The sequence below is a fragment of the Streptomyces sp. CNP082 genome, assembly GCF_059570535.1.
On record NZ_JCANSZ010000048.1, the window covers coordinates 1 to 24,884 of the forward strand.

Sequence of the window (24,884 nt, forward strand, 5' to 3'; positions counted from 1 at the left end):
ACGACGGACGCTCAGTGTGCGCTTCCGTCGTCCTACCGGTGGTCGTCTTCGGGTGTGCTGGCGCAGCCGGCGCACGGGTGGGTGTCGCTGAAGGACTTCACCGCCGTGAAGCACAACGGCCAGCATCTCATCTACGGCACGAAGGTGGAGGGGTCGTCGTACGGCTCGATGGCCTTCAGCCCCTTCACCGACTGGNCGGACATGGCATCAGCCGGCCAGAACGAGATGAACCAGGCCACCGTCGCACCCACACTCTTCTACTTCGCACCCAAGAACATCTGGGTACTGGCCTACCAGTGGGGCCAGTGGCCCTTCATCTACCGCACCTCAAACGACCCCGCCAACCCCAACGGCTGGTCCTCACCACAACCCCTGTTCACCGGCAGCATCTCCGACTCCGGAACCGGCCCCATCGACCAGACCCTCATCGCCGACGACCAGAACATGTACCTGTTCTTCGCCGGCGACAACGGCCGCATCTACCGCGCCAGCATGCCCATCGGCAACTTCCCCGGCAACTTCGGCACCTCCTACACCACGATCATGACCGACTCCACCAACAACCTCTTCGAAGGAGTACAGGTCTACAAAGTCGACGGCCAGAACCAATACCTCATGATCGTCGAAGCCATCGGCGCAGGCGGACGCTACTTCCGCTCCTTCACCTCCTCCAGCCTGAACGGCTCATGGACCCCCCAGGCCACCAGCGAAAACAACCCCTTCGCGGGCAAAGCCAACAGCGGCGCCACCTGGACCAACGACATCAGCCACGGCGACCTCCTCCGCACCAACCCCGACCAGACCATGACCATCGACCCCTGCCACCTCCAACTCCTCTACCAGGGCAAAGACCCCGCCGCAGGCGGCCCCTACGACCAACTCCCCTGGCGCCCCGGCGTCCTCACCCTCCAACCCTGACACCCACCGCACCAAGGAACCCCAGCCGCACACCGGCTGGGGTTTCCCGGACGGCGGGGTCCCCTCGCGGCCTGGGTGGGCCTTCCCCGACCCGGGCTGGCACATCCGTTTACAGCTCGGAGGAGGAGCACTACGCTCGGGAGCGCTCCCAAACATATGACGTCTGCCGGTCGGGCACGCACACGGACGACCGACCTCCCGACGGAAAGGGAGAAACTGATGAAGTACCGATCCCTCTTAGTACCCCTTGTGGCTGCGGCACTTATCGCCATGGCCGCTCCCGGCACGGCGCTGAGCAGCAGTCCCGGCACAAGCACGCCGCCCGTGGATGCCGGTGCCGCCGCCGCGACTGCCGGATGCGGCCAGGCTCCGACGCTGGCCAGCGGTACGCACACGATCTCCAGCAGCGGCCAGAACCGCAGCTACATCCTCAGGGTCCCCGCCGACTACGACAACGACCGCCCCTACCGGTTGATCTTCGGAATGCACTGGCTGGGCGGCACCGCCAACGATGTCGACTCGGGTGGATCCGACGGGTACAACTGGTCCTACTACGGCCTGAGGCGCCTGGCGGACAGCGCGGGCAACGGCACGATCTTCGTGGCGCCCCAGGGCCTCAACAACGGCTGGGCCAACTCCGGCGGTCAGGACGTGACCCTCGTCGACGACATACTCCGGGAGGTCGGGGCAGGCCTGTGTGTCGACACGGCGCAGGTCTTCTCCGCGGGTTTCAGCTACGGCGGCGCGATGTCGTACGCCCTCGCCTGCAGCCGAGCGACGGTCTTCCGCGCGGTGGCGGTCTACTCCGGCGCGAACCTCAGCGGCTGCAACGGCGGAACGCAACCCGTCGCGTACATGGGGCTCCACGGCCTCAGGGACAACGTGCTGCCGATTTCTTCGGGACGGGCCCTGCGCGACACGTTCGTCAGGAACAACGGCTGTACCCAGCAGAACCCGCCCGAGCCGGGGCAAGGCAGCCTCACGCACATCGTCACCGTCTACTCCGGGTGCAACACCGGGTATCCCGTCGTATGGGCCGCGTTCGACGGAGGTCACGACCCCGGCCCCATAGACGGGTCCACCGGCGGCGGCTGGCAGACCTGGACGTCGGGAGAGGTGTGGAAGTTCTTCACCCAGTTCGACTCCTGACGGCCCAAGAAGGCGACAGGGCGGGCGCGATCAGGACCGCCGAGAACCGGAGGAACGATGAAGAAGGTGCTTGTGCTCGTCGGCGACGCGGCCGAGGAGCTGGACACGATGTACCCGCTCTTCCGTATGCGCGAGGCGGGCTATCAGGCGGACGTCGCGGCGTTGACGCGCCGGGACGTGCAGCTCGTGATCCACGACTTCGAGCCGGAGTGTGACGCCTACACGGAGAAGAACGGGCGCAGGCTTCCCGTCGACCTGGCCTTCTCCGAGGTCGATCCGACGGGGTACGCGGGCTTGATCATCCCCGGCGGCCGTGCTCCCGAGTACATCCGCCTCGACGCCGACGTCCGCCGCATCACGGAGTACTTCTTCGCCCACGACCTGCCCGTGGGCACCGTGTGCCACGGACCGCAGGTGCCGGCTGCCTACGGCCTCCTGAAGGGGCGCAGGACGGCGGCGTTCGGGCCCTTGGCCGCCGACATGGAGAACGCCGGCGCGACGGTCGTCGACGAGCCCGACGTCGTCGACGGGAACATGGTCTCCTGCCGCGGCTGGCCGGACCTGCCCGAGTGGTCACGGGCGTTCGTGTCCGTTCTCGAGCGCTCCAGCGCCCCCGTCTGACCGCCGTCGCGTGAGCTTTCCGGTGGGTGGCGCGCGCCCGGGCGTCACGAGGACGACAGGCCCCGGCATCGAGGGACGGACGGTCCGGGTCGCCGGGCAGGAGACCTATGTGCGCGAGGCGGGTTCGGGCCCGGCCGTCGTCCTGCTGCACGGTTCCGGCCCAGGCACCACGGGCGCAGCCTGGGAGGCTCTCATGGCTGCGCTGGCGCCCGGCTTCCGCGTCATCGCGCCCGACTTCGCCGGCTTCGGCCGGAGCAGGCTGCTCCCCGGCCCGGAGTCCGGCGATGAGAACCCCTACGGCCGCCACGCGTGGACGGCCCAGGTCCTGGGGCTCCTGGACGAACTGAAGCTGGACCGCTGCGCCGTCGTCGGCAACTCCATGGGCGGGGCCATCGCACTGTCGGTGGCCCACGCCCGGCCGCAGACGGTCACCCGGCTGGTGGGGATCGGCACCCTCGGGCTCGACATGCCGTTGCCTCCGGGTCTGGACCGGCTCTGGGCGTACCGGCCCGGGCGCGCGGCGGCCCGTGAACTCCTTGAGCTGCTGCACGTCGACGAGGCGTTCCGCACCGGCGAGGCCGTCGAGGCGCGGCTGGCCGCCACGCTCGAGCCGGGTCCGCGCGAGGCGTTCGCCGGCATGTTCCCGCCGCCGCGCGAGCGATGGGTCCGTGATCTCGCGCTGACCGCCGACGAGCTGGCGCAGATCCGGGCGCCCACGCTCCTGGTGCACGGCGTGGAGGATCGCGTCGTGCCGCTGGAGTCCAGCACGCTGCCACTACTGCGCCTGCTGCCCGATGTGAGGGCACACCTGTTCGGGGCGTGCGGGCACGCCTCACCGGCCGAACGGCCGACGGAGCTGCACGGGCTCCTGACGGCCTTTTTGGAGGAGCCATCAACGACTTCGCGGTCCTGCGCACACCCGCCCAGGTGATCTTCGGCACCGGGATGGCCTCAGCGACGGGTCAGCTCGCCGCCGGGTACGGCGACCGGGCGCTGGTCGTCACCGATCCGAACATCACCGGATCGCCCGGCTTCAACTCGGTGCTTGCCTCGCTGCACGAGGCGGGTGTCGACACAGGCGTGTTCTCCGAAGCCGTCGTGGACGTGCCGGAGAGCACGATCACGCAAGCGGTCGAGTACGCCGCTGAGTACCGGCCAGACGTGGTCGTCGCCGTCGGGGGCGGGAGCACCATCGACCTCGCGAAGGCCACCGCGCTGCTGGCGAGCCATCCGGGCCCGCTGAGCACCTACTACGCCGTGGAGTCGGTGCCCGGTCCGGTGCTGCCGCTGATCGCGGTGCCCACCACGGCCGGGACGGGTTCGGAGGTCACGCCGGTCTCCGTGATCACCGATGCGACGACGCGGATGAAGGTCGGCGTCGCCAGCCGGCACCTCATCCCGCGGCACGCGGTCTGCGATCCGCTGCTGACCGTGGGCGCACCGCGGACGGTGACCGCTCACTCGGGGATGGATGCACTGGCCCACGCCGTGGAGTCCTTCATGGCGATCCGCCGGCCCGCAACCGCGTCCTCGGTGCTCGACCGGCCGCAGGTCGGCAAAAACCCGCTCTCCGACACCCTCGCACTGACCGCAGCCGGCGGCATCTGCGCGAACCTGGCCCGCGCCGTCGACGACGGGGACGACCTGGAAGCCCGGTCCGCCATGCTCTACGGCAGCCTGCTCGCCGGCATCGCCTTCGGCAACGCCGGCGTCACCGCCGCGCACGCCCTCCAGTTCGCGGTCGGGGCGGCGACCCGCACGTCACACGGGCTCGGGACCGGCCTCCTGCTCCCCTACGTCATGCAGTTCAACCGGACGGCGCGCCTGGCCGAGATGGCCGCTCTGGCCGAAGTGATGGGGTGCACCGACCCCGTGGCGGCGGTCCACGAGCTCGGGCTGCGCGTCGGACTGCCCGCATCACTGGCGGAACTCGGGGTCGAGGCCGGTGACGTCCGCGGACTGGCCGAATCCTCGATCGGCATCAGGAGACTCATCGACAACAACCCCGTGCCGCTCGACGTGGACGCGCTGGAACAGATCCTGATCGCGGCCTGGCACGGCGAACCGGACAGGCTCAGCACGGCACGCGTCTGAGGACTGCCTTCACCGGCACTCCTGTCCTCGGCACCCGCGTTCCTCCCTCCTCGAAAGGACCCCCCACATGAAGGAACGACACCGCACTCGCCCACGCGCCCTCGTGGCGCTGGCCATGGCGCCGCTGCTTGCGGCCGGTGCCCTGACGGCGACCGCGGCCCACGCCCAGGCCGCCGAGGCCCGGGTACTGCTGTTCACCAGGGCCGTCGGCTATGTGCACGACTCCATACCGGCCGGCATCCGGATGTTCCAGGAGGAGGCGGCCGAGCAGGACATCGAGCTCGTCCAGACCGACGACCCGGCCGTCTTCGACGACGCGGAGCTCTCCGGGTTCGACGCCGTCGTCATGCTCCAGAACTCCGGCATGGTCTGGGACACCGAAGAACAGCGTCAGGCCATGCAGCGCTACGTCACCGGCGGCGGGGGAGTGGTAGCCGTCCACAACACCCTCGACGCGGGTATCGAGGGCGAGTTCCCCTGGTGGGACGAGACCGTCAACGGCGGCGCCCACATGCCCGGCCACGCCGCCGGCATCCAGAACGGCACCGTCCGCATCGAGGATCCGGACCACCCCTCCACCCAGGGTCTCCCCGCGACCTGGACCAGGCCCGAGGAGTGGTACAACTTCGACCCCAGCCCGCGGCCGAACGTCCACGTGCTCGCCACCGTCGACGAATCGACCTACGACCCGGGGCAGTTCGCGATGGGCGAGGACCATCCCATCTCCTGGTGCAGCGTCGCCTCCGGCGGCAAGGTCTTCGCCACCGCCATGGGACACGACGCCGCCGCCTACGCGGAGGAGGACTTCCGCAACCACCTGATGGGCGGCGTGCAGTGGGCGACGGGCAACCAGCCCGGAGAATGCGGTCAGCCCGCACCCGGCCAGGCCACCTTCGAGAAGGTGACGCTCGACGACGGCACCCTCGATCCCATGGAGCTGGACGTCGCACCGGACGGCCGCGTGATCTACATCCAGCGCGGCGGCGCCGTGCGCGTCTACGACCCGGCAACCCAGTCCACCACGACCGCCGGAACCCTCAGGGTGTACACCGGCGGCGAGGACGGGCTCATCGGGCTGGCCCTGGCACCGGACTTCGCCACCAGCAACAAGATCTACCTCAACTACTCCCCCGCCGACAGCGCCGAAGACATCAACCGGGTGTCCGCCTTCACCCTTGACGGGAACACCCTGGATCCGGCGAGCGAGCAGAAGGTGATCGACATCCCCGCCTACCGGGACCGGACCTACCCGGAACCCGGCCACACCGGCGGCAGCCTCGAATTCGGCCCGGACCGCACCCTGTACATCGGCGCGGGCGACGACACCGCACCCAACCTCGAATCGGCCTGGCAGGGCTACGCCCCGCTGGACTGGCGCCCGGGCCACGAGATGCAGGACTCCGCACGCACCGCAGGCAACACCAACGACCTGCGCGGCAAGATCCTGCGCGTCCAGCCCACCGACAGCGGCGGATACACCATCCCCGACGGCAACCTCTTCCCCGAGGGTACGGACAAGACCCGCCCCGAGATCTACGCCATGGGCTTCCGCAACCCCTTCCGTTTCACCGTCGACCCCGCCACCGGCGACGTGCACATGGCCGACTACGGCCCCGACCGCCACGGCACCACCGACAACCGCGGCCCCGCGGGCATGGGCGAGTACAACATCATCACCGAACCAGGCAACTACGGCTGGCCCTTCTGCCACGGCAACAACGAGCCCTACGCCCCGTACAACCCCGACAACGGCCAGGTCGGCCCGAAGTTCGACTGCGCCAACCCCGTCAACGAGTCCCCCAACAACACCGGGCTGACCCAGCTACCGTCAGTCCAGAAGCCCGACATGTGGTACGGCTACGACGCCTCACCGGAGTTCCCCGAACTCGGCTCGGGCGGTATCGCCCCGATGGCCGGACCCGTCTACCGCTACGACGCGGACAACCCTTCCACCACGAAGTTCCCGGAGTCGTTCGACGGCTCGTCGTTCTTCTACGAGTGGGACCGCGGCTTCATCAAGGAGATGCGCTTCGACGGCGGCGGGCTGGGGTCCGTCAACGCCTTCATGTCCGGCACCAGGTTCATCAAGCCGATGGACATGACCTTCGGCCCGGACGGCTCGCTCTACCTCCTGGAGTGGGGCAGCTCCTTCGGGGGCGGCAACAACGACTCCGGCCTCTACCGCATCGACTACCGAGGCGAAGCAGGCGCCCCGGTTGCCGACGGAACACCCGCAAGCCGATGACGGGAGGAGCGCGTCCTTGCAGCGCATGACCGGTCACCACCCGGCCCGTGCACGCCGGGCCTCCGGTCACGCGGTGCTCGCGGGCAGCCACACGCGCATCGCGGCAGGGCCGCGCTCCGCCCAGCGGTGGTAAGGGGTCAGTGTCAGCTCCATCGAGGGTCCCGGGGACGCCACCGGCCCGGGCTCCGGCGCGTAGGGCCAGGCCGGTCCCGCGTCCGGGGCCTGCCGGGGCGCGGGTACGGCGCGGGCCCGGACGGCGCCGTCGCGCTCCACGGGCGGGGTCGTGGTGTCCAGCAGGACGTCGTCCAGGCTCAGTCCGTCCGGCAGGTCGGTCGACTCGGCGCAGTAGACAAGCGGGCCGCGCTCGACGGCGACGCTGCCGCGCAGTGCGTCGATGCGGCGGTCCGGCCAGGTGAAGCGGGGGGTCACAGGGAGGTGCAGGCGGATGTCCTCGCCGGGCACGAGTACGCGGTCGACCACCACCGCGCCCGGGGCGGCGGGGCGTTGCCGGCCGCCCTCGTGGAGCACCGCGCCCCGCGCCCACGCGGGGACCCGCAGCCGCAGGGCCATCGCGCCCGCGGGCGCGTCCACCACCCGGATCGTCACCAGCCCGTCCGCCGGGTACGCGGTCTCCACCGCCACGGTCACCGTCCGTCCGTCGCCCAGCTCGGCCGCGATCCGGCCGCTCGCGTACTGCAGCAGCGTCAGCTCCCGCCGCCCGGCCGTGGCCAGGCAGGTGTGCCAGGAGGCCAGGGTGCGGGCGACGTTGGTGGGGCAGCAGGAGACGTCGAACCAGGCCGCCCGGGTGCCGCCCTCGGCGCGGGGGCTGACCTCCCCGTCGGCGGAGACGTCGGCGGAGACGTCGGCGGAGAGGCCGGGGCCCCCGCCCGCTGTGCGCTGCTGGAGCGGGTTGGCGTAGAAGAACGCCCGGCCGTCGGCGCGCGGCGAGGTGGCGACAACGTTGAAGAACGTGCGCTCCATCAGATCGGGGTAGCGCATGTCGCCGGTGGCCAGGTGCAGTCGCCAGGACACCATGACCGACGCGACGCCCGCGCACGTCTCGCAGTACGCACGGTCGGGCGCAAGCTCCCAGTCGTCGCCGAAGCCCTCGTCCCGGTGCCGTGAGCCCATGCCGCCGGTCAGGTGCGTGCGGCGGGCGACGGCGTGGGCCCACTGCCGCTCGACGGCGGCGAGCAGTTCCCGATCGTCCCGCTCCACGGCCACGTCCACGGCGCCGGCCGCCAGGTAGAGCTGGCGCACGGCGTGGCCGCGCCAGCACTCGGCCCTGCGGACGGGCACGTCGTCCTGGAAGTAGCCGGCGCCGCCGATGCCGAACGGCACCGCCAGGGTGCGGTGGCCGCGTCGGTCGAGGAAGAGCTGCGCCTGGTCGGTATACGCGGGCTCGCCGAGGGCGCGGCCCAGTTCGGCGAGGGCGGTCTCGATCCCGGGGTGGCCGCAGATGCCTTTCAGCCCGCCGGGGCCGAAGGTGTCGCAGACGTGGTCGGCGGCCCGGCGGGCGACGGCGACGAGTTCGTCGTGGCCGGTGGTGCGCAGCCGGGCGACGGCGGCCTGCAGCAGGTGCCCGGTGCAGTACAGCTCGTGGCCGAACTCCAGGTCGCTGTACCGCGGCGGCCGGCCGGGGTGCCCGTAGCAGGTGTTGAGGTAGCCGTCGGGGTCCTGGGCGCGGGCGATACGTGCCGTCAGCCGCCGTACGGCCGCGCCGTGCACGGGGTCGCCGGTGCTGCCGTACTCCCACGCCAGCGCCTCGATGAGCTTGTAGACCTCGGAGTCGGCGAACGGCCAGCCGGGCCGGTCGGGCCCGGTCGTGCCGTCCGCGGCGCGGTCGAAGTTGGCGAGCCAGCCGACCCGCTCCATCCACCGCTCGCAGTGCGCCAGCGTGGTCGCGGCGTTGGTCCGCTTCAGGTCCTGCCAGAATCCGCCGCCGGTGAGCGTCACCTCCGCCAGGCCCAGGGGGCGCCGTTCGCCCCTGCTCGGGACGACCGGCCGGCCGCCCTTCTGATCGGTGCCGCCGGTCGTCCGGGCCGCCTGCGCGCTCTCCTTCATACGGTCGCCGCCGAGCCGGCCGCGCCCAGCGGCACCTCGGCGCCTTCGCGGACGAAGACGGGGATCCGGTCGAGGGGGGCGGCGGCCGTGACCGCGCCGCCGCCGTCGTACGCCCGGCCGGTCGCGGCGCAGACCCAGCGGGCACCGCCCGGCAGGTACACCTCCCGGGCGCGCTGCCCGGCCTCGGCCACCGGCGCGACGAGCACGTCGGGGCCGAAGAGGAACGCGTCGTCCACCGGCCACGCGCGCGGGTCGTCCGGGTGGTCGACGAAGAGCGGTCGCATCGGCGGCAGCCCGGTACGGGCGGCGACGGTCATCTGCTCGTGGAGGTACGGACGCAGCCGCTCGCGCAGCTGGAGCAGCCCGGCGATGATCCCGTACGCCTCCTCGCCGTAGGACCAGACCTCGTTGGGGCCGCCGGTCTGGGCGTACGAGGTGGGGGTGCGCGGCTCGCGGTCGCCGTGCAGCCGGAACAGCGGGCAGAAGACGCCGAACTGGAACCACCGGATCAACAGCTCACGGTACGCGGGGTCGCGGGCGTCGCCGCCGTGGAAGCCCCCGATGTCGGTGGTCCACCACGGGATGCCGGAGACGCCGACGGACAGCCCGGCCCGTATCTGCCGCCGCAGCGACTCCCAGGTGGCGGGGATGTCGCCGGACCAGAGCGCGGCGCCGTACTTCTGCGCGCCCGCCCACGCGGAGCGGCACAGCAGCACCGTCGGCCCGGCGCCGTCGGCCGCCATGCCCTCCGCGAAGAGGCGGGCGTTGTCGCGGGGGTACACGCCGGCGACCTCGGCGCCAGGACCGGCGTACAGGGCGAGGTTCTCCGGCTGGGCGGGGTTCAGCTCGGGCTCGCAGGCGTCCAGCCAGAAGACCCGGATGCCGGCGTCTCGGTAGCCGCGCCGGATCCGCTCCCACACGTACGCCCGTGTCTCGGGGTTGGTCGGGTCGTAGAAGGCTACGGGCATGGGCACGGCCATGCCCTTGTCCTGGATGGTCTGGTGGAACTCCACGCCCTGCGCGGTGCCGGCGAGCAGGCCGCGGTCGCGGTAGTCGGGCCACGACTCGGCGAGCGGTGAGACGGTCGGCCAGACGGAGACCATCAGCTCCACGCCCTGCTCGGCCAGTTCTTCGACCATTGCCCGGGGATCCGGCCACTCGGCCGGATCGAAGCGGTACTCGCCCATCGCCGGCCAGTGGAAGTAGTCGGCGACGATCACGGACAGGGGCAGGTCGCGGCGGCGGTGCTCACGTGCGACGGCGAGCAGCTCGTCCTGGTCGCGGTAGCGCAGCTTCGACTGCCAGAAGCCGCTGGCCCAGTGCGGCAGTTCGGGGGCGTGCCCGGTGGCGTCGGCGTACCGGGCGAGGATCCCGGCGGGCGTCGGCGCCGCGGTGAGCCAGTAGTCGATCTCCCGGGCGCGGCCGGCCTGCCACCGGGTGGCGTTCTCCGCGAACTCGGCGCGGCCGACCGCGGGGAGGTTCCACAGCAGTCCGTAGCCGCGGCTGGAGAGCACGAACGGGATGGACACCTCACCGTTGCGGTGGACGAGGTCCAGGGCCAGGCCCTTGAGGTCGAGCCGGCCGTGGGTGCGCTGGCCCATGCCGTAGAGCCGCTCGCCGGCGTACGCGGTGAACTGCTGGCGGACTTCGTACGCGCCGGTGCCGTCCCCGCGGAAGACGCGGGCGCCGGGCAGCCAGAAGTGCTCGCGGCTCTCGGCCAGCAGTTCGGTGCCGGTGCTCGCGCGGGAGAAGGCGAGCAGCGGCTCGGGGTTCGCGGCGCGGCGGTCGAAGGCGGCCGTCACGGTCAGGTCGCCGTGGACGAGGACGGCGCGGTCGCCGTCGACGGTGATCCGCGGCGGTGCGGGCGACGGCGGCGGCTCGCCGAGAGCGCCGTGGCTCTCCGCCGGGAGACGGAACGGCGCCGCCCGTACCCGGACGCTGTCGGCGCCCCATGCCTGGACGGTCAGCACCTCGTGCCGGTGGCGGATCTCCAGAGCGGTCCGGGTCGGCCGGAAGCTCACCATGTGCGCGTGCTCCTCACAACTGGGTTCCTCATGGTCAGTCCTTGACAGCGCCCGCGACGACGCCGCCGGCCACGAAGCGCTGCGCGACGACGAGCAGCACGGCCGCGGGGACGGACGCGACGACGGCGGTGGCCATGATCGAGTTCCATTCGGTGGTGTTGTTGCCGATGTACTGGTAGATGCCGAGGGTGATCGGGATCGCGTCGGCGTTGCGGCTGAGGGTGGAGGCGAAGACGAAGTCCGACCACGCCCACAGGAACGCGAACAGCGACACGGTCAGCAGCGCGTTGCGGCTCAGCGGCAGGACCACGGAGACGAACGTCCGCCACGTGTCCGCGCCGTCGATCCGCGCGGCCTGCAGCAGTTCGGACGGGATGCCGGACATGAAGGCGGTCAGCACCATGACGCCGAAGGGGACGGCGATGGTGGAGTCCGCGAGGATCAGGCCCCAGACGGAGTTGAGCCAGCCGAGCCGCACGTAGACGGCGTAGAAGCCGATGGCCATGACCACGCTGGGGATCATCTGCGCGACCAGCAGCAGGAACCCGACCGGGCCCAGGCTGCGCGGGCGCAGCTTGGCCAGCGAGTAAGCGGCGGGCGCGGCGACCGCGAGGGTGAGCGCGACGCAGCCCGCGCCGATGCCCAGGCTGGTGGTCAGCGCCGGCATCTGGTCGCGCAGCACGTCGCCGTAGCCGGCGAAGGTGGGGTCCGTGGGAATCCAGTGCGGCGGGTCGGCCCGCATGTCCTCGGTCCTGGTCAGCGAGACGTTGACCATCCAGTAGACGGGGAAGAGCATCACCGCGGTGAACAGGATGCCGAGGGCGGTCCTCCCTCGGCTGCCGCGCCGGGGCCGGTGCCTCGTCATGATGTCTCCCGCCTGCGCTGGCGGCCTTCGAGCCGGATGTAGAGGAGCCCGAAGGCGAGCGCGATGAAGATGAGCAGATTGCCGACGGTGGCGGCGGGCGAGAAGTCGGGCAGCCCGGTGCCGAACGCTTCGCGGTAGGACCAGACGGCGAGCGTGGTGGAGGAGGTGCCAGGACCGCCGGTTGTCATGATCCAGATGACGTCGACCACCTTGAGCGTGTAGACGAGGCCGAGCAGCAGGGTGATCGCGGAGACCGGGCGCAGCAGCGGGAAGGTCACCCGCCGGAACTGCTGCCAGGCGCTCGCGCCGTCCAGCGCAGCGGCCTCGTACAGCTCCTCGGGGATGTTCTGCAGCCCGGAGTGGAGGATGACGAGGTTGAACGGGATGCCGAGCCAGATGTTCGCGATGATCACGGAGGTGAGCGCCCAGCCGGGGTCGGTAAGCCAGTTGACCTGCCCGATGCCGAACGCCTCCAGGGCGGAGTTCACGATCCCGTTCTCGCTGTTCAGCATCCAGGACCAGGTCGATCCGGAGACGATCAGAGGCAGGAGCCACGGCACCAGGAACAAGCCGCGCAGCAGCCCTGAGAGCCGGAAGCCGGTGCGGAAGAAGACCGCGAGCGCGAGGCCGACGGCGTATTGCGCGGCGATGGAGACGAAGGTGAACAGGAGCGTGTTGCGCAGCGCGGGGCCGAAGCCGTCGGCGCCGATCACCTCCCGGTAGTTGGCGAGCCCGGTGAACTCGGCACCGCCCTGCACGAACGAGCGGACGGTGTACTCGTGCAGGCTGAGGTCGACGTTCCGGAAGAGCGGATAGGCGTAGAAGGCCAGCAGGTAGACGATGAGCGGGGCCAGAAAAGCGCGGCCGGCCCAACGGGCGGAGCGCCCGTGCGCCGGCCGCCGTCCCCGGCGGCCGGCCGACGGCGCCGCCGGACCGGACGCCGCCGCCTGCGGCGCGGTCGTGGTGGTGGTCTCCATGGTGCGGCTCCCCGCGCGGCGTCAGCCGCCGACCTCGTCCTCGGCGGCCGACTGCGCTTCGCGCAGGGCGTCCTCGGGACTCTTGGACCCGCTGAGCGCCTTCTGCACGGCGGTCCAGAGCTGCTCAGAGATCTTCGGGTAGTCGGTGCCGAGGTTGTCGCTGGTCCGGCCGCGGGCGGTGCGTACGGCCGCGATCCACGGCTGCAGCCCCGAGTTCCGCTCAAGCAGCTTTTCCTGGCCGGCCTTCGTCGGCGGGATGTAGTAGGCGAAGGCCGTCGCCGTCTCCACCATGCCCGCGGGGGTGGTCATGCACTCGACGATCCTCTTGGTGACGTCGTAGCGGGACGTGTCGTCCTGTACGGGTGCGGTGATGAACTCGCCGCCCGTCGGGGCCGGGGCCGCGCCGCCGTCCTTGCCGGGTATCTGCACCACACCGGTCGGGAAACCGGCCTCCGCGGCGCTGTTGACCTGCCAGGTGCCGTTGACGGCGAAGGCGAAGTCGCCGGTGAGGAACTCCTCCCAGGAGGTGTTCTGGGAGTTGCTGATCACCGAGTTGGGCGCGTAGCCCTCCGCCAGCCAGCCAGTCCACAGCTCCAGTGCCGAGACGGCCCGCGCCGAGTCGAGGTCGCGCAGTTCCGCGCCCGCGCCCCAGAACCAGGGCAGGAACTGGAAGGAGCCCTCCTCGGTGTTGGTGCCGGCGAAGGTGATGCCCTTGTGGCCGGCGCCGGTCGCCTTCTTCAGGGCGGCGGTGAGCGACTGCCAGTCCTTGACCGCGGCGGGATCGACGCCGGCGTCGTCGACGATTTCTTCGTTGTAGTAGAGCGCCAGTGTGTTGGCGCCGATGGGGATGCCGTACGCCTTGCCGTCCACGACCCCGGCCGCGAGCAGGTTCTCGTCGATGCCGGACGTGTCGAGCCCGAACTCGTCCGTGGTGGTGAGCATCCCGCTGTCGGCGAGGGTGGAGACGGCCGGGTTGTCCAGCAGGATGACGTCGGGCGACGTGCCCTCCTGGGCGGCGAGCAGCGCCTGGTTCGTCAGCGCGGAGGTGTCGTAGGCGGTGCGTTTGATGGCCACGCCCGCCTCGTCGCCGCAGGCGGCCACCCGCTTCGCCCAGTCCGAGGACTTGTCGTGCTGCGGATAGGGGTCCCACCAGGTGTACGTGTCACTCGACTGGTCGCCGCCCGTGCCGCCGGTGTTCGACGAGCAGGCGGCCGGCGCAGCCATGACGAGGAGCGCGGCGCCCACGACGCCGACGGCGCGGACGGCACGGACGGGGGCAGGCAGGGATGTCACGGAGTTCCTCCTTGGGCACGTGCGGTGCTGGGGTCCGCGGGCGGAGGGCCGGTGCTCCCGCGGTCGACGAGTTCGGGCGGGATGAGCCGCAGTACGTGCGGTTCGTCCCGGGCTCCGGGAGAGACGATGCGGCTGACGAGCTGGCGTACGGCCAGGGCGCCCAGCAGATCGGGGGCGGATTCGATGGCGGAGAACGGCAGCGAGAAGGTGCGGGCGAATTCGTCGGAGTAGCGGCCGATGACCGACAGGTCCCGCGACACCCGAAGACCGCGCGTGTGCAGCACGGAGGGCAGGGCCGCGGCGGCGGCCTCGTTGTTCAGCAGCAGCCCCGTCGCGGCCGGGTGTGCGTCGAGCAGTGCGCTCAGATGCCGTCCGACGTCCGGCTGGCGGGAGAAGCCGAAGGCGGCGTGCAGGCGGATGCCGTGGAACCGCGCCCGCTGCACGACGGCGTCCTGCAGCCGCCACACGTACGCGCCGCCCCGCTCGACGACGTGCTCCGGCTGCGAGACGAGGATCAGCTCGCGGTGGCGCAGCCGGTGCATGTGGTCGACCATCGCCCGCCCGGCCGCCGCGAAGTCGAGGTCGAAGACGTCGACGCCGGACGGGTCGCCCGGCAGCCCGACGAGCGCCCCCGGCTGGGGTGCGCTGAGCAGCAGCGGCAGCCGGGCGTCGTCCTGCGCGACGTTGAGCAGGACGACGCCGTCGACCATGCGGGAGTCCGTGATCCGGCGCAGCGCCCGGGGCCCGTCCGCCTCGGTGACGAGCAGGGTGTCGTAGCCCAGCTCGCGGGCGGTGTCGGAGACGCCCAGAATGTACTGGAGCATGGCCGGGGCGAACTCGTCCTCGTGGAACTGGGCGAGCAGCCCGAGGACCATGGTCTCCGCGGTGGCCAGCGCCCGGGCGCCGGCGTTGGGCGTGTACCCCAGCTCCCGCGCCGCGTCGGCCACGCGCTGCCGGACCTCGGCGGAGATGGACCGCTTGCCGGAGAGCGCGTACGAGGCGGTGCTGCGGGATACGCCGGCCGCGTGCGCGATGTCGCCGATGGTCACCACTCGGACTCCCCTGCTGGATGTGGTGCGGGCTAAGGCTGCTCGGCCGCGTACGGCGCGAGCGTGACCTTGTCGAGGACGGGCGCGTACCGCGAGCGCAGCAGGACGCCCGGCCAGGTGTCGGAGGCGTACGACTCTCCGTCGAAGTTCGGCAGTTCCTCGGATCGGAACGCGATGGTGTTGCCGCCCTGCTCCAGCCGCACCGGCACGGTCAGCTCCCAGAAGTTGTTCTCGTGGAACGAGTGCGGGAACGTGACACGCTGGGCCTCACCGCCGTTGACGGACACGTCGGCGTGCCGGACGAGCGGGTCGGGGTTGTAGTGCGTGGCCTCGGACTGCTCGGGGTTGGCGTAGCGGACGCGCATGGCGTAGAGGCCGGCGGTGTCGGCGGTGACGCGGAAGGTGGCGGTGTTGCCGTTTCCCGGCTCGCCGCCGACGCCCTGCACCGCCTTGCCGCCGTCGGCGAGGGAGAAGTCCGCGGCCTCGGCGGAACCGGCGAGGCCGGCCTCCTCGGCCTGGTACTCGCGCGGCTCCAGCGCTCCGCTGCCCGGGGTGACGGCAAGGTGGTCGATGAGCACGGAGCCGGCGGTGCCGGTGACAGTGACCTTGTTGACCCCGCCGGAGAGCGAGACGGCCACCTCGCCCGACGCCTCGGTCACGTTCTGCACGTTCTGTCCGTTGACGGCGAGCCTGGACTGCCCCTCGCCGAGCGCGGCGACGTCGAGGCGGGCCTCGGCGTCGGCTTCCGAATAGACCCAGAAGGCCGCGCTCTCGCCCTCGGCGAGCTGCGCCGCGCCGGAACCGGTGGTGCCACCGTCCTGCGGCAGGCCGTACACGGGACCGCCGCCGTCGAAGGCGGCCAACTCGCCTTCGTAGACCGCCTGATCGGCCGTGGCAGCGGGTTGGGAGAGGGTGATGCGGTCGATGATCGCGTCGCCCCTGGTGGCTCCGGTGCCGTCGAGGCTCCGGGCGGCGAGGGAGACGGTGTGTGCGCCCTCGGTCAGCTCGACGGTGGTGTCGGCGTGGTCCCAGACCACCCACTTGTAGCCGAGCGGCAGGTGCAGTTCCTGCTCGTCCCTGCCGTCGACGCTGAGGAAGACGTTGGTGGGGCCCTGCTCCTCGACGAGGTCGTAGGTGTTGAGGGAGTTGGCGAAGACGCCGAGGTCGTACGTGCCGTCCGCGGGCACGTCGACGGTGAAGTCGAGCCGGACGTCGGAGCCGGTGCGCAGGCCCCCGACGTCGTAGCCGCCGGAGGTGTAGAACTTGGACACCTCCTGCGGCGAGCCCTCGGGGCCGTTCCGGCTGTAGCCGGAGCCGGTGTGCGCGGCGTCCTCGGCCTCGTAGCTGCCCTGCCAGAGGGTGCGCGGCGGTGACGTCTGACCGCCGCTGCCGGCCGGGGACAGGACGATCTCGTACGCGGAGGACTCCTTCAGCTCCGGCAGCTCGCCGCCGAAGTCGAACTCGACGGCGCCGTCCCGGACCACGACGTCCCCCTCGGCGACGGGGGCGGGGCGGTCGGAGTCACCGATCTGGCCCGTCCACGGGATCTCGCGGACCCAGGCGTGGACGGTGTCGCCGAAGACACCGGCGGGCACGTTGCCGAACCGGACGCGGCTCGGGCCGTCCGAGCCCCCGAACAGCGCCCGTGCCTGCCGCTTCTCCTCGTCCAGCGTGGCGACACCTTGCATGGTGTAGTTCTCGCCGGGCGAGGGCGGAGTGACCTCGACGGTGTGGCCGGACATGGCGCCGTAGGCGTTGAACAGCCACCACTGGCCGTTGCCGCGGTTGGACTGCACGGCGGAGTCGGAGATGTTGCCGTCGATGTTCCAGTACGCCATGTCGGCGTCGACCTTCGACTCCTCGATCGCGGAGATCCACTGGATCATCTGGCCCGGCACGGAGGTGTGGTAGTTGAACGCGTACTCGTTGACGTTCACGGGCAGCGGCGTCTTCTCCTCGTACGCGGTCCCCGCGAAGACCTCCTTCTCCCACTCGCGGTACTCCGACACGCTCGTGCGCACCTGCTCGGGGTGGCTCAGCTCGTGCCAGGTGACGACGTCGGGCACCGTGCCGGCCTCGACGGTGTGCTCCAGAAAGCCCTTGACCTGGTCGTAGAGGATGCTGGTGTTGGGTCCTGCGATACGGGCGCCGGGCGTCTTGCCCTTGATCAGCCGGTAGAAGTCGTCCCAGGTGGCGAAGAAGGCGGTGGGGTCGTCGAGCCAAGAGGTGCGGTCGTAGCTCCACTCGCCGGTGCCGAACATGTTGCCCTCGGGCTCGTTGAACGGCACGAAGACGATGTTGTCCTGGTACTCCGCGGGCAGTTGGAGCACCTGGTCGACCTGCTTGGCGATCTTCTCGCGGTAGATCGAGACCTTCTCCCCGGGGGTGCCGCCCTCCCACTGGTAGGGGAAGCCCCGGTGGATGTCGGTCATGTAGATGTACACGTCGCCGTCGGTGGCGTCCGCGAGCGGCTTGACCACCTCAAGCGCGTCGGCGCCGGGGTGCTGGGGGCCGTCCTGGGCCTTGGTCGAGACGGTCCGGAGGTTCATGCCCTCGATGAGGTTGTTCGCCGGTACGTCCTGGCCGTAGAGGCCGTAGAGGGAGCCGGCGGCACCACCGTGGAACGCGCCCGTCCCGGCGGCCAGGTCGATGCCCAGCTCCTGCTCGTCGGCGCCCGCGGCGGGCGTCCCGAGGCCCGCGGCCAGCAGCCCGGCGCCCGCGGCGGCGGCCAGTGCGTGACGCAGACCGGGGCGGGGCCGTTTCGCTCTCGTATGCACCATCGTCACTGCTCCTGTGAGTTGCCCGGTGAGGGGCGAACCGGTTCGACAGACGGATTCGTCGAACCGGTTCGACAACGCTGACGTTCGAAATATCAAACGTAATTCGGGATCTCGTGCGGGAGAATGCTCGCTCCACCGGTGCGAGTCAATACGCGCGACACACATCCGCGGCCATGACTCCGGAGCGGCGGCACTCCGCGCCCGCCCACTGAGCCTTGCCCCCCGCGCCGCACCCGGGCGGCAGACCCCCGGCGCAACCCGCCTCCCCCGCCCCAGGCTTGCGGAGCGGAGGAGGCTCAACTCAGGCGGCGCCGATGCAGACGGTGGCCACCGGTTCTGTGGCCGTGCCCGGGACGGGAGTCCCGTCCCTACGTGTTCTGTACAGGGCGGCGGTGCGGGTGCGGGCGTCGTCGAGCAGGGCGCGTAGGTGCAGGGCGTTCGGGGCGGCGGCGGTGGTGAGAGTACCGGGGCCGGCCAGGGGGGTGAGGGCGGCGTGGCCCGGGGAGAGGACGTGGGGCTCGGCGGGGCTGTCGGTGAACTCGGGGGCGACGACGAGGAGCTGGCCGGTGGCGCGGTTGTCCGCGAGTACGGCGGGGCCGTCCCACGCGGGGGCGCCGGGGCCGTAGTCGGTCGTCTGGTCGAGGAGTGCCCGGCCGCCGCTGCGTACCGTGAGGCGCGAGACGAGCCGGCCGGGCGGCTCGCCGGCGCGGCCGAGTACCTGTTCCTCCCGGAGCACCAGGCGGGCGGTGGGGGCGAGGTCGACCCGGTACGTCAGGTGGAGCCTGCTGCCGCGTACGGAGACCAGCGGCTCGGGCAGCCAGCGCAGTTCGGCGTCGTCGTCCACGGCGAGGTGTACGTCGTAGACCGCGGGTTCGCCGGCGGCGCGCCCCGGTAGGGCGAGGGTTGCGGCGGCGCTGGTGACGCAGAGGGTGGCGCCGGTCTCGACGCGCACGTCGAGCCGTATCCGGTCTCCGCCGAGCGGCCCGGCCATGGCTCCGACCAGGCACACCTGTGCCTCCCCTGTACCCGCCCGGACCCGGCGCAGGGCGAGCGGCCCGGCCCCGGCCAGCTCCGGTAGTGCGGTGCCGCCGCGGGTGTCGGGGGCGGCGGTGATACGGGCGCGGGCGCGGACTCCGCCGCCGGGAGTGCGTCCCCCGGGCCGGTACGGCTCGTACGGGCGCGGCGCGGACGGGCCTGTACGGGCGGCATTCGGGGCTTCGGTGTCCGTCACGCTGTGCGCCAGGCGGCGACGCGCTCGCGCAGCCAGTCCGCGACCGGCCGTACGCCGCCCTCCCGCGCAAGCGACGTGAACACGACCGGCTTCTCGCCGCGCTGGGCCCGCGCGTCGCGCGCCATGCGCGCGAGGTCGGAACCGACGTGCGGGGCGAGGTCGGTCTTGTTGACGACGAGCAGGTCGGCCGTGGTGATGCCCGGTCCTCCCTTGCGGGGGATGTCGTCGCCGCCCGCGACGTCGATGACGAAGACCTGCGCGTCGGCCAGGCCGCGGGAGAACGTGGCCGTGAGGTTGTCGCCGCCGGATTCCACGAGGACCACGTCGAGCGGGCCCACCGCCGCCTCCAGTTCCTCGACGGCCTCGACGTTGGCGGAGATGTCGTCGCGGATGGCGGTGTGCGGGCAGGCGCCAGTCTGTACGGCGGTGATCCGCTCGGGCGGCAGTACGGCCTCGCGGAGCAGGAACTCGGCGTCCTCGCGGGTGTAGATGTCGTTGGTGACGACGGCCAGCGACAGTTCGCCGTGCAGCAGTCGGCACAGTGCGGCGACGGTGGCGGTCTTGCCGGAGCCCACCGGGCCGCCGAGCCCGACGCGCAGAGCGCGGCGGCGGGCAGGGCTGCCGGCCGCCGTCGGGGGCGCTGTGGGGCGGCGGGTGGCGGTGCCGTAGGCGTAGCGCTGTGGAGGGTTCTCGGGGTGGTCGAGGTGCATGCCTTCTCCCTGGGGTCCGTACGAGGACGCTGAGGTCTGCCTACGAGGCGAACAGCCGCCCCGCGCGGACGGCGTGCTCCTCGGCGGCGATGTCGAGGAGCGGGGCGCCCGCAGCGGGCAGTACGTCTACGGAGCCGGCGTCAGCGGCGCGGACACCCGCGTCCGCGGCCCGCGCGGCGACGTCGTCCAGCTCGGGGGCGAGGCGGGCGAGCACGGCGGTGGCTTCGAAGGGGTCGAGGCCGAGGAGGCGTACGGTCGCGGTCGTCGGCCCGGAGACCGCCTCGTACGCGGCGGCGTGCGCGGCGTCGCCGGGGCTGAGGCCCGCGGCGCGGGCGGCCAGGCCCAGGACGACGGGCTGGTGGACTCCGCGCGGGCGGGCCGCGGCGACGGCGTCCAGCTCCGCGGACGGCCAGGCGGCGCGCGTGGCCCGCAGCAGTTGGCGGCCCAGCCGGCGGGCGGTGGCGCGCAGGGCGGCTGACGGGGTGCGGGCGTCGGCGGCCTCGTCCAGGCGCAGCGGGTCGGCTCCTGCGCAGGCGGCGGCGGCCAGGGCGGCGGCGGTGAGGCCGGCGGTGTGCAGCCGTCCCCGGCAGTACGTCTCGAGCCCCGCGGCGTCCGTGATCCGCCCGGCGGCGACGGCCTGTTCGGCGCCGCCGGAGTGGGCGTGGCCGCCGGCGGGGAAGCGGCCGTCGCAGAGCACGAGCAGCGCGGCGCGGGCGGGGGGCGGCGGCATGGCTCAGAACAGGAAGTAGCGCTGGGCCATGGGCAGTTCCGCCGCCGGGGCGGGCTCGACCGCGTCGCCCTCGATGGTCACGGTGAAGCTGTCGGCGTCGACCCGTACGTCCGGGGTCGCGTCGTTGAGCCTCATGTCCGCCTTGGTCAGCGACCGCGTGGAGCGGGCCGCGACCAGCGACTTGCCCAGCCCGAGGCGGTCGCCGAGGCAGCCGTCCAGCGCGAGGGGGGAGACGAAGGAGACGGAGTTGGCGTGCGGGGCGCGGCCGGTGGCGCCGTACATGGGGCGCGGCAGGACCGGCTGCGGGGTGGGGATGGAGGCGTTGGCGTCGCCCATCTGCGCGTACGCGATCTGGCCGCCCTTGAGCACCAGGTGCGGCTTGACGCCGAAGAACGCCGGGTCCCACAGGACGAGGTCGGCGAGCTTGCCGGGCTCGACGGAGCCGATCTCGTGGTCGACGCCGTTGGCCACGGCCGGGTTGACCGTGTACTTCGCGACGTACCTGCGGGCCCGCAGGTTGTCGGCGCGGCCGTCGCCGGGCAGCGCGCCGCGCCTCTTCTTCATCACGTGCGCGGTCTGCCAGGTGCGCAGCACGACTTCGCCGATGCGGCCCATGGCCTGGGAGTCGGAGGAGATGACGGAGATGGCGCCGAGGTCGTGCAGGACGTCCTCCGCGGCGATGGTCGAGGGGCGGATGCGGGACTCGGCGAAGGCGAGGTCCTCGGGCACGGCGGGGTTGAGGTGGTGGCAGACCATCAGCATGTCGAGGTGCTCCTCGACGGTGTTGACGGTGTGCGGCCGGGTCGGGTTGGTGGAGCTGGGCAGGACGTGGGGGGCGGAGACGACGGTGATGATGTCGGGGGCGTGGCCGCCGCCGGCGCCCTCGGCGTGGTAGGCGTGGACGGTGCGGCCTGCGAGGGCGGCGAGGGTGTCGCCGACGAAGCCTGCCTCGTTGAGGGTGTCGCTGTGGAGGGCGAGTTGCGCGCCGGTTTCCTCGCAGACGGCGAGGCAGGCGTCGATGACGGCGGGAGTGGCCCCCCAGTCCTCGTGGATCTTGAAGCCGAGGGCTCCGCCGCGGAGTTGGCTGAGCAGCGCCTCGCTGGAGACGGTGCTGCCCTTGCCGAGAAGGCCGACGTTGACGGGTACGCCGTCCATGGCCTCCAGCATCCGGGCGAGGTGCCACGGCCCGGGGGTGACGGTGGTGGCCTTGCTGCCTTCGGCGGGGCCTGTACCGCCGCCGATGAGGGTGGTGACGCCGGCGGCGAGTGCCTCGTCGGCGAGTTGGGGACAGATGAAGTGGACGTGGGCGTCGACGGCGCCCGCGGTGAGGATCTTGCCGTTGCCCGCGACGATCTCGGTCTCCGGGCCGATGACCAGCTCGGGGTGGACGCCGTCCATGGTGTCGGGGTTGCCGGCCTTGCCGAGCGCGGTGATGTGCCCGTCGCGGATGCCGATGTCGGCCTTGACGACGCCCCAGTGGTCGAGGACGACGGCCCCGGTGATCACGGTGTCGGGGGTGCCGTCGGCGCGGGTGGCGCGGGAGACGCCCATGGACTCGCGGATGACCTTGCCGCCGCCGAAGACCGCCTCGTCGCCCGCGCGCCCCGGGCCGCCGGCGCGGTCCTCCTCGATCTCGATCAGCAGGTCGGTGTCGGCGAGCCGGATGCGGTCGCCGGTGGTCGGCCCGTAGAGGTCGGCGTACGCGGCGCGGGACAGCTCAGCCATCGAGCGCACCGCCCGTCTCGCCGCGCAGCCCCGGCACCATGCGCCGGCCGGCGATCGGGACCAGCTCGACCTCCACGGGCACGCCGGGCTCGAAGCGCACGGCGGTGCCCGCGGCAACGCCGAGGCGCCTGCCACGGGCGGCGGGCCGGTCGAACTCCAGGCCCGGGTTGGCCTCGGCGAAGTGGTAGTGGGAGCCGACCTGGACGGGCCGGTCGGCGGCGTTGAGAACGGTGAGCCGGATGACGTCCGCACCCTCGTTCAGGCGGACGGCCCCGTCGCCGTAGCGGATCTCTCCTGGGATCACGGCCGGTCCCCTTTCCGTCAGACGATGGGGTCGTGGACGGTGACGAGCTTGGTGCCGTCCGGAAAGGTCGCCTCCACCTGCACGTCGCGAAGAAGCTCGGGGATGCCGTCCATGACGTCGTCGCGGGTGAGCACCTTGCGACCGGAGGCCATCAGGTCGGCGACGCTGCGGCCGTCACGGGCGCCTTCGAGTACGTGGGAGGTGATGAGCGCGACCGCCTCCGGGTGATTGAGCCGCAGCCCGCGCGCCCGGCGCTTCTCGGCCACGTCCGCGGCCACGTGGATGAGCAGCCGCTCCTGCTCCCGGGGAGTCAGTCGCACGCGTCCCACCCGCCCTTCCGGCTCCGTCCCTCCGGGGCCGTCCCGTCCCCGGGGTCCGGCCACGATAGCCCCCGCGCTTTTCGGACGCGTTACGCGGAGGCACCGGCCGCCGCCGGGGCGCGAACAACGGAGGCACGGTGCTCGGCGGCGAAGGCGAAGCGGGGCTGCGGGGCTGCGGGGCTGCGGGGCTGCGGGGCCAGTACAACAAACGCTGCCGCGCCGAGAGATCAACAACGACCGGTGCCCGTCCCCAGAGGGCCGGAAGCGGGGCGCAGGATAAGTTGATGGGTCGTCAGGGCCTCTGTCTGCCCAGTTCATCGGCGCATCCAGCACAAGATCAACGAGCGTCAAGATATCGCCCATGCCGCACACAAAGTACATCATGCGCATCACGAAAACCCCAGGTCAGGCCGTCTTTTCGGCCCTCACCAGCACTGCCACGCACTCCATGTGGTGGGTCATCGGGAAGAGGTCGAAGGCGCGGAGCCACTTCGGGGTGTAGCCCGCGGCCGTGAAGTACGACAGGTCCCGGGCCAGGGCTGCCGGGTCGCAGGCGACGTAGGCGATGCGGCGCGGGTGGAGGGCGGTGATCTGGGTGACGACGCCGCGGCCGGCGCCGGTGCGGGGTGGGTCCAGGATGACGAGGTCCGCTTCGGTGATGCCCGTGCGGGCGAGGACGCGGTCGACCTTGCCCTGTTCGATGCGGACGCGGTCGAGGTCGGCGAGGTTGTGGCGGGCGTCGGCGACGGCGCGTTTGCCGGACTCGATGCCCAGGACCGCGCCCTTGGGGCCGACGCGTTCCGCGAGGGCGCCGGCGAAGAGGCCGACGCCGCAGTAGAGGTCGAGGGCCATGTCGCCCTTCTTCGGCATCAGGCCCGTCATCACCGTGTCGACGAGCAGGTCCGCGCCCTTCGGGTGCACCTGCCAGAAGCCGCCCGCGCCGACGCGCCAGGTGCGGCCCGCGGCGCGTTCGCGGACGAAGTCGCGGCCGTGGACGCGGTGGACGGCGGCGGGGGCGCCCGGGGTGCGGGATTCTTCGGCGCGGAGGACGGAGACGGGGCGGTCCAGTTCGACCAGGGGGAGCCTGCCGCCGGGGCGGGGGGTGAGGACGACCTGGCGGTCGCCGGAGCCGGTGGCGGCGATGGCCTCCACCGTGGCCAGTTGCGGCCACCGGCGGCTCTCCACGCCCAGCTCCTCCACCTCGGGAGCGGCGATCAGGCAGCGGTCGATGGGCTGCACCTCGTGCGAGCGGTGCTTGCGCAGGCCCGCCCGGTCGTCGGAGTCGATCGCGTACTGCACCCGGGTGCGCCACGCCGGCACCTCGCCCTTCGGCACCTTGTCGCCCGGCACCGGCTCCACCGTGCCGTCCCACCCCGCGTCCTCGGCGGTCAGGCCCGCGAGCCGGCTCAGCTGCTCGGCGAGTACGTCGGCCTTCAGGCGCCGCTGCGCGCCCGGGGCGACGTGCTGGAAGTCGCAGCCGCCGCACTTGCCCGGGCCGGCGTACGGGCACGGCGCCTCGATGCGGTCCTTCGCCGGTTCCAGCACCCGTACCGCGTCCGCGCGCAGGAAGCGTGCGCCGGCGCGGCCCTCGGTGACGCGCGCCACGACCCGTTCGCCGGGCAGCGTGTGGCGTACGAAGAGCACCTGGCCCTCGGCCGTACGGGCCACGCAGTGCCCGCCGTGCGCCACCGGGCCGACCTCGACCTCGTACTCCTCCCCCGCCAGCGAGGGGGACGCGGCGGGGGCCTGCTGTTCTTCGGGCACGGGGCGGACTCCTGGGGGATG

General features: G+C 72.0%; 18 protein-coding genes and 2 pseudogenes. 6 read left to right on the forward strand and 14 right to left on the reverse strand.

Translation table 11 applies throughout. The features are described from left to right. From B124_RS28795 to B124_RS28820, 6 genes and pseudogenes are all read left to right on the forward strand, one after another. Positions 1-918, forward strand: a 918-nt coding sequence (locus B124_RS28795) for a non-reducing end alpha-L-arabinofuranosidase family hydrolase (RefSeq protein ID WP_496505914.1), incomplete at its 5' end; no start/stop codon positions are given. A 219-nt stretch (positions 919-1,137) separates the two neighbouring features. After that, positions 1,138-2,064, forward strand: a pseudogene (locus B124_RS28800) (CE1 family esterase); the annotation flags it as partial. A 60-nt stretch (positions 2,065-2,124) separates the two neighbouring features. Further along, on the forward strand, positions 2,125-2,688 hold the full coding sequence (locus B124_RS28805; protein WP_496505915.1) for a DJ-1/PfpI family protein: 564 nt from the start codon (positions 2,125-2,127) through the stop codon (positions 2,686-2,688). 10 nt (positions 2,689-2,698) lie between these two features. Then, a complete protein-coding gene (locus B124_RS28810) occupies positions 2,699-3,619 on the forward strand; it encodes an alpha/beta fold hydrolase (RefSeq protein WP_496505916.1) in 921 nt (306 codons plus the stop codon). Then, positions 3,616-4,782, forward strand: coding sequence for an iron-containing alcohol dehydrogenase (locus tag B124_RS28815; RefSeq protein WP_496505917.1), 1,167 nt, complete (start codon positions 3,616-3,618; stop codon positions 4,780-4,782). The genes B124_RS28810 and B124_RS28815 overlap by 4 nt, the downstream gene beginning before the upstream one ends. Before the next feature lie 67 nt (positions 4,783-4,849). Next, a pseudogene (locus B124_RS28820) lies at positions 4,850-7,003 on the forward strand (ThuA domain-containing protein); the annotation flags it as partial. A 90-nt stretch (positions 7,004-7,093) separates the two neighbouring features. Here the strand turns inward: B124_RS28820 and B124_RS28825 are convergent. From B124_RS28825 to B124_RS28890, 14 genes are all read right to left on the reverse strand, one after another. Next, complete coding sequence (locus tag B124_RS28825) at positions 7,094-9,091, reverse strand: glycoside hydrolase family 127 protein (protein WP_496505918.1); 1,998 nt, start codon at positions 9,089-9,091, stop codon at positions 7,094-7,096. Further along, on the reverse strand, positions 9,088-11,115 hold the full coding sequence (locus tag B124_RS28830; RefSeq protein WP_496505919.1) for a glycoside hydrolase family 31 protein: 2,028 nt from the start codon (positions 11,113-11,115) through the stop codon (positions 9,088-9,090). The genes B124_RS28825 and B124_RS28830 overlap by 4 nt, the downstream gene beginning before the upstream one ends. Positions 11,116-11,149: 34 nt before the next feature. After that, positions 11,150-11,980 (reverse strand): carbohydrate ABC transporter permease, encoded by an 831-nt coding sequence (locus B124_RS28835; protein WP_496505920.1) that lies wholly within the window; start codon positions 11,978-11,980, stop codon positions 11,150-11,152. Then, positions 11,977-12,957, reverse strand: coding sequence for a carbohydrate ABC transporter permease (locus tag B124_RS28840; protein WP_496505921.1), 981 nt, complete (start codon positions 12,955-12,957; stop codon positions 11,977-11,979). The genes B124_RS28835 and B124_RS28840 overlap by 4 nt, the downstream gene beginning before the upstream one ends. A 21-nt stretch (positions 12,958-12,978) precedes the next feature. Then, entirely contained in the window at positions 12,979-14,241 is a 1,263-nt protein-coding gene (locus B124_RS28845; protein WP_496505953.1) for a sugar ABC transporter substrate-binding protein, read from the reverse strand. Between the two features lie 5 nt (positions 14,242-14,246). Next, on the reverse strand, positions 14,247-15,299 hold the full coding sequence (locus B124_RS28850; protein WP_496505922.1) for a LacI family DNA-binding transcriptional regulator: 1,053 nt from the start codon (positions 15,297-15,299) through the stop codon (positions 14,247-14,249). Positions 15,300-15,331: 32 nt separating this feature from the next. Then, on the reverse strand, positions 15,332-18,079 hold the full coding sequence (locus tag B124_RS28855; protein WP_496505923.1) for a cellulosome protein: 2,748 nt from the start codon (positions 18,077-18,079) through the stop codon (positions 15,332-15,334). Positions 18,080-18,380: 301 nt separating this feature from the next. Continuing rightward, positions 18,381-19,322, reverse strand: coding sequence for an urease accessory protein UreD (locus tag B124_RS28860; RefSeq protein ID WP_496505954.1), 942 nt, complete (start codon positions 19,320-19,322; stop codon positions 18,381-18,383). After that, positions 19,307-20,020, reverse strand: a complete 714-nt coding sequence (gene ureG / locus B124_RS28865; protein ID WP_496505924.1) for an urease accessory protein UreG — start codon at positions 20,018-20,020, stop codon at positions 19,307-19,309. Before ureG ends, B124_RS28860 begins: the two co-directional genes overlap by 16 nt. A gap of 40 nt (positions 20,021-20,060) precedes the next feature. Beyond that, positions 20,061-20,750 (reverse strand): urease accessory protein UreF, encoded by a 690-nt coding sequence (locus B124_RS28870; protein ID WP_496505925.1) that lies wholly within the window; start codon positions 20,748-20,750, stop codon positions 20,061-20,063. A 3-nt stretch (positions 20,751-20,753) separates the two neighbouring features. After that, on the reverse strand, positions 20,754-22,475 hold the full coding sequence (locus B124_RS28875; protein WP_496505926.1) for an urease subunit alpha: 1,722 nt from the start codon (positions 22,473-22,475) through the stop codon (positions 20,754-20,756). Further along, a complete protein-coding gene (locus B124_RS28880) occupies positions 22,468-22,779 on the reverse strand; it encodes an urease subunit beta (protein WP_496505927.1) in 312 nt (103 codons plus the stop codon). Before B124_RS28880 ends, B124_RS28875 begins: the two co-directional genes overlap by 8 nt. A gap of 17 nt (positions 22,780-22,796) precedes the next feature. Beyond that, positions 22,797-23,099 (reverse strand): urease subunit gamma, encoded by a 303-nt coding sequence (locus B124_RS28885; RefSeq protein WP_496505928.1) that lies wholly within the window; start codon positions 23,097-23,099, stop codon positions 22,797-22,799. Between the two features lie 405 nt (positions 23,100-23,504). Beyond that, positions 23,505-24,863, reverse strand: a complete 1,359-nt coding sequence (locus tag B124_RS28890; RefSeq protein WP_496505929.1) for a class I SAM-dependent RNA methyltransferase — start codon at positions 24,861-24,863, stop codon at positions 23,505-23,507. Positions 24,864-24,884 lie beyond the last annotated feature (21 nt).

Excerpts from the sequence above, each read along its gene's own strand:
- B124_RS28825 (WP_496505918.1), bottom strand. The coding sequence starts at position 9,091 with ATGAAGGAGAGCGCGCAGGCGGCCCGGACGACCGGCGGCACCGATCAG.
- B124_RS28830 (WP_496505919.1), bottom strand. The coding sequence starts at position 11,115 with ATGGTGAGCTTCCGGCCGACCCGGACCGCTCTGGAGATCCGCCACCGG.
- B124_RS28840 (WP_496505921.1), bottom strand. The coding sequence starts at position 12,957 with ATGGAGACCACCACCACGACCGCGCCGCAGGCGGCGGCGTCCGGTCCG.
- B124_RS28870 (WP_496505925.1), bottom strand. The coding sequence starts at position 20,750 with ATGCCGCCGCCCCCCGCCCGCGCCGCGCTGCTCGTGCTCTGCGACGGC.
- ureG (WP_496505924.1), bottom strand. The coding sequence starts at position 20,020 with ATGCACCTCGACCACCCCGAGAACCCTCCACAGCGCTACGCCTACGGC.
- B124_RS28805 (WP_496505915.1), top strand. The coding sequence starts at position 2,125 with ATGAAGAAGGTGCTTGTGCTCGTCGGCGACGCGGCCGAGGAGCTGGAC.
- B124_RS28855 (WP_496505923.1), bottom strand. The coding sequence starts at position 18,079 with ATGGTGCATACGAGAGCGAAACGGCCCCGCCCCGGTCTGCGTCACGCA.
- B124_RS28835 (WP_496505920.1), bottom strand. The coding sequence starts at position 11,980 with ATGACGAGGCACCGGCCCCGGCGCGGCAGCCGAGGGAGGACCGCCCTC.
- B124_RS28875 (WP_496505926.1), bottom strand. The coding sequence starts at position 22,475 with ATGGCTGAGCTGTCCCGCGCCGCGTACGCCGACCTCTACGGGCCGACC.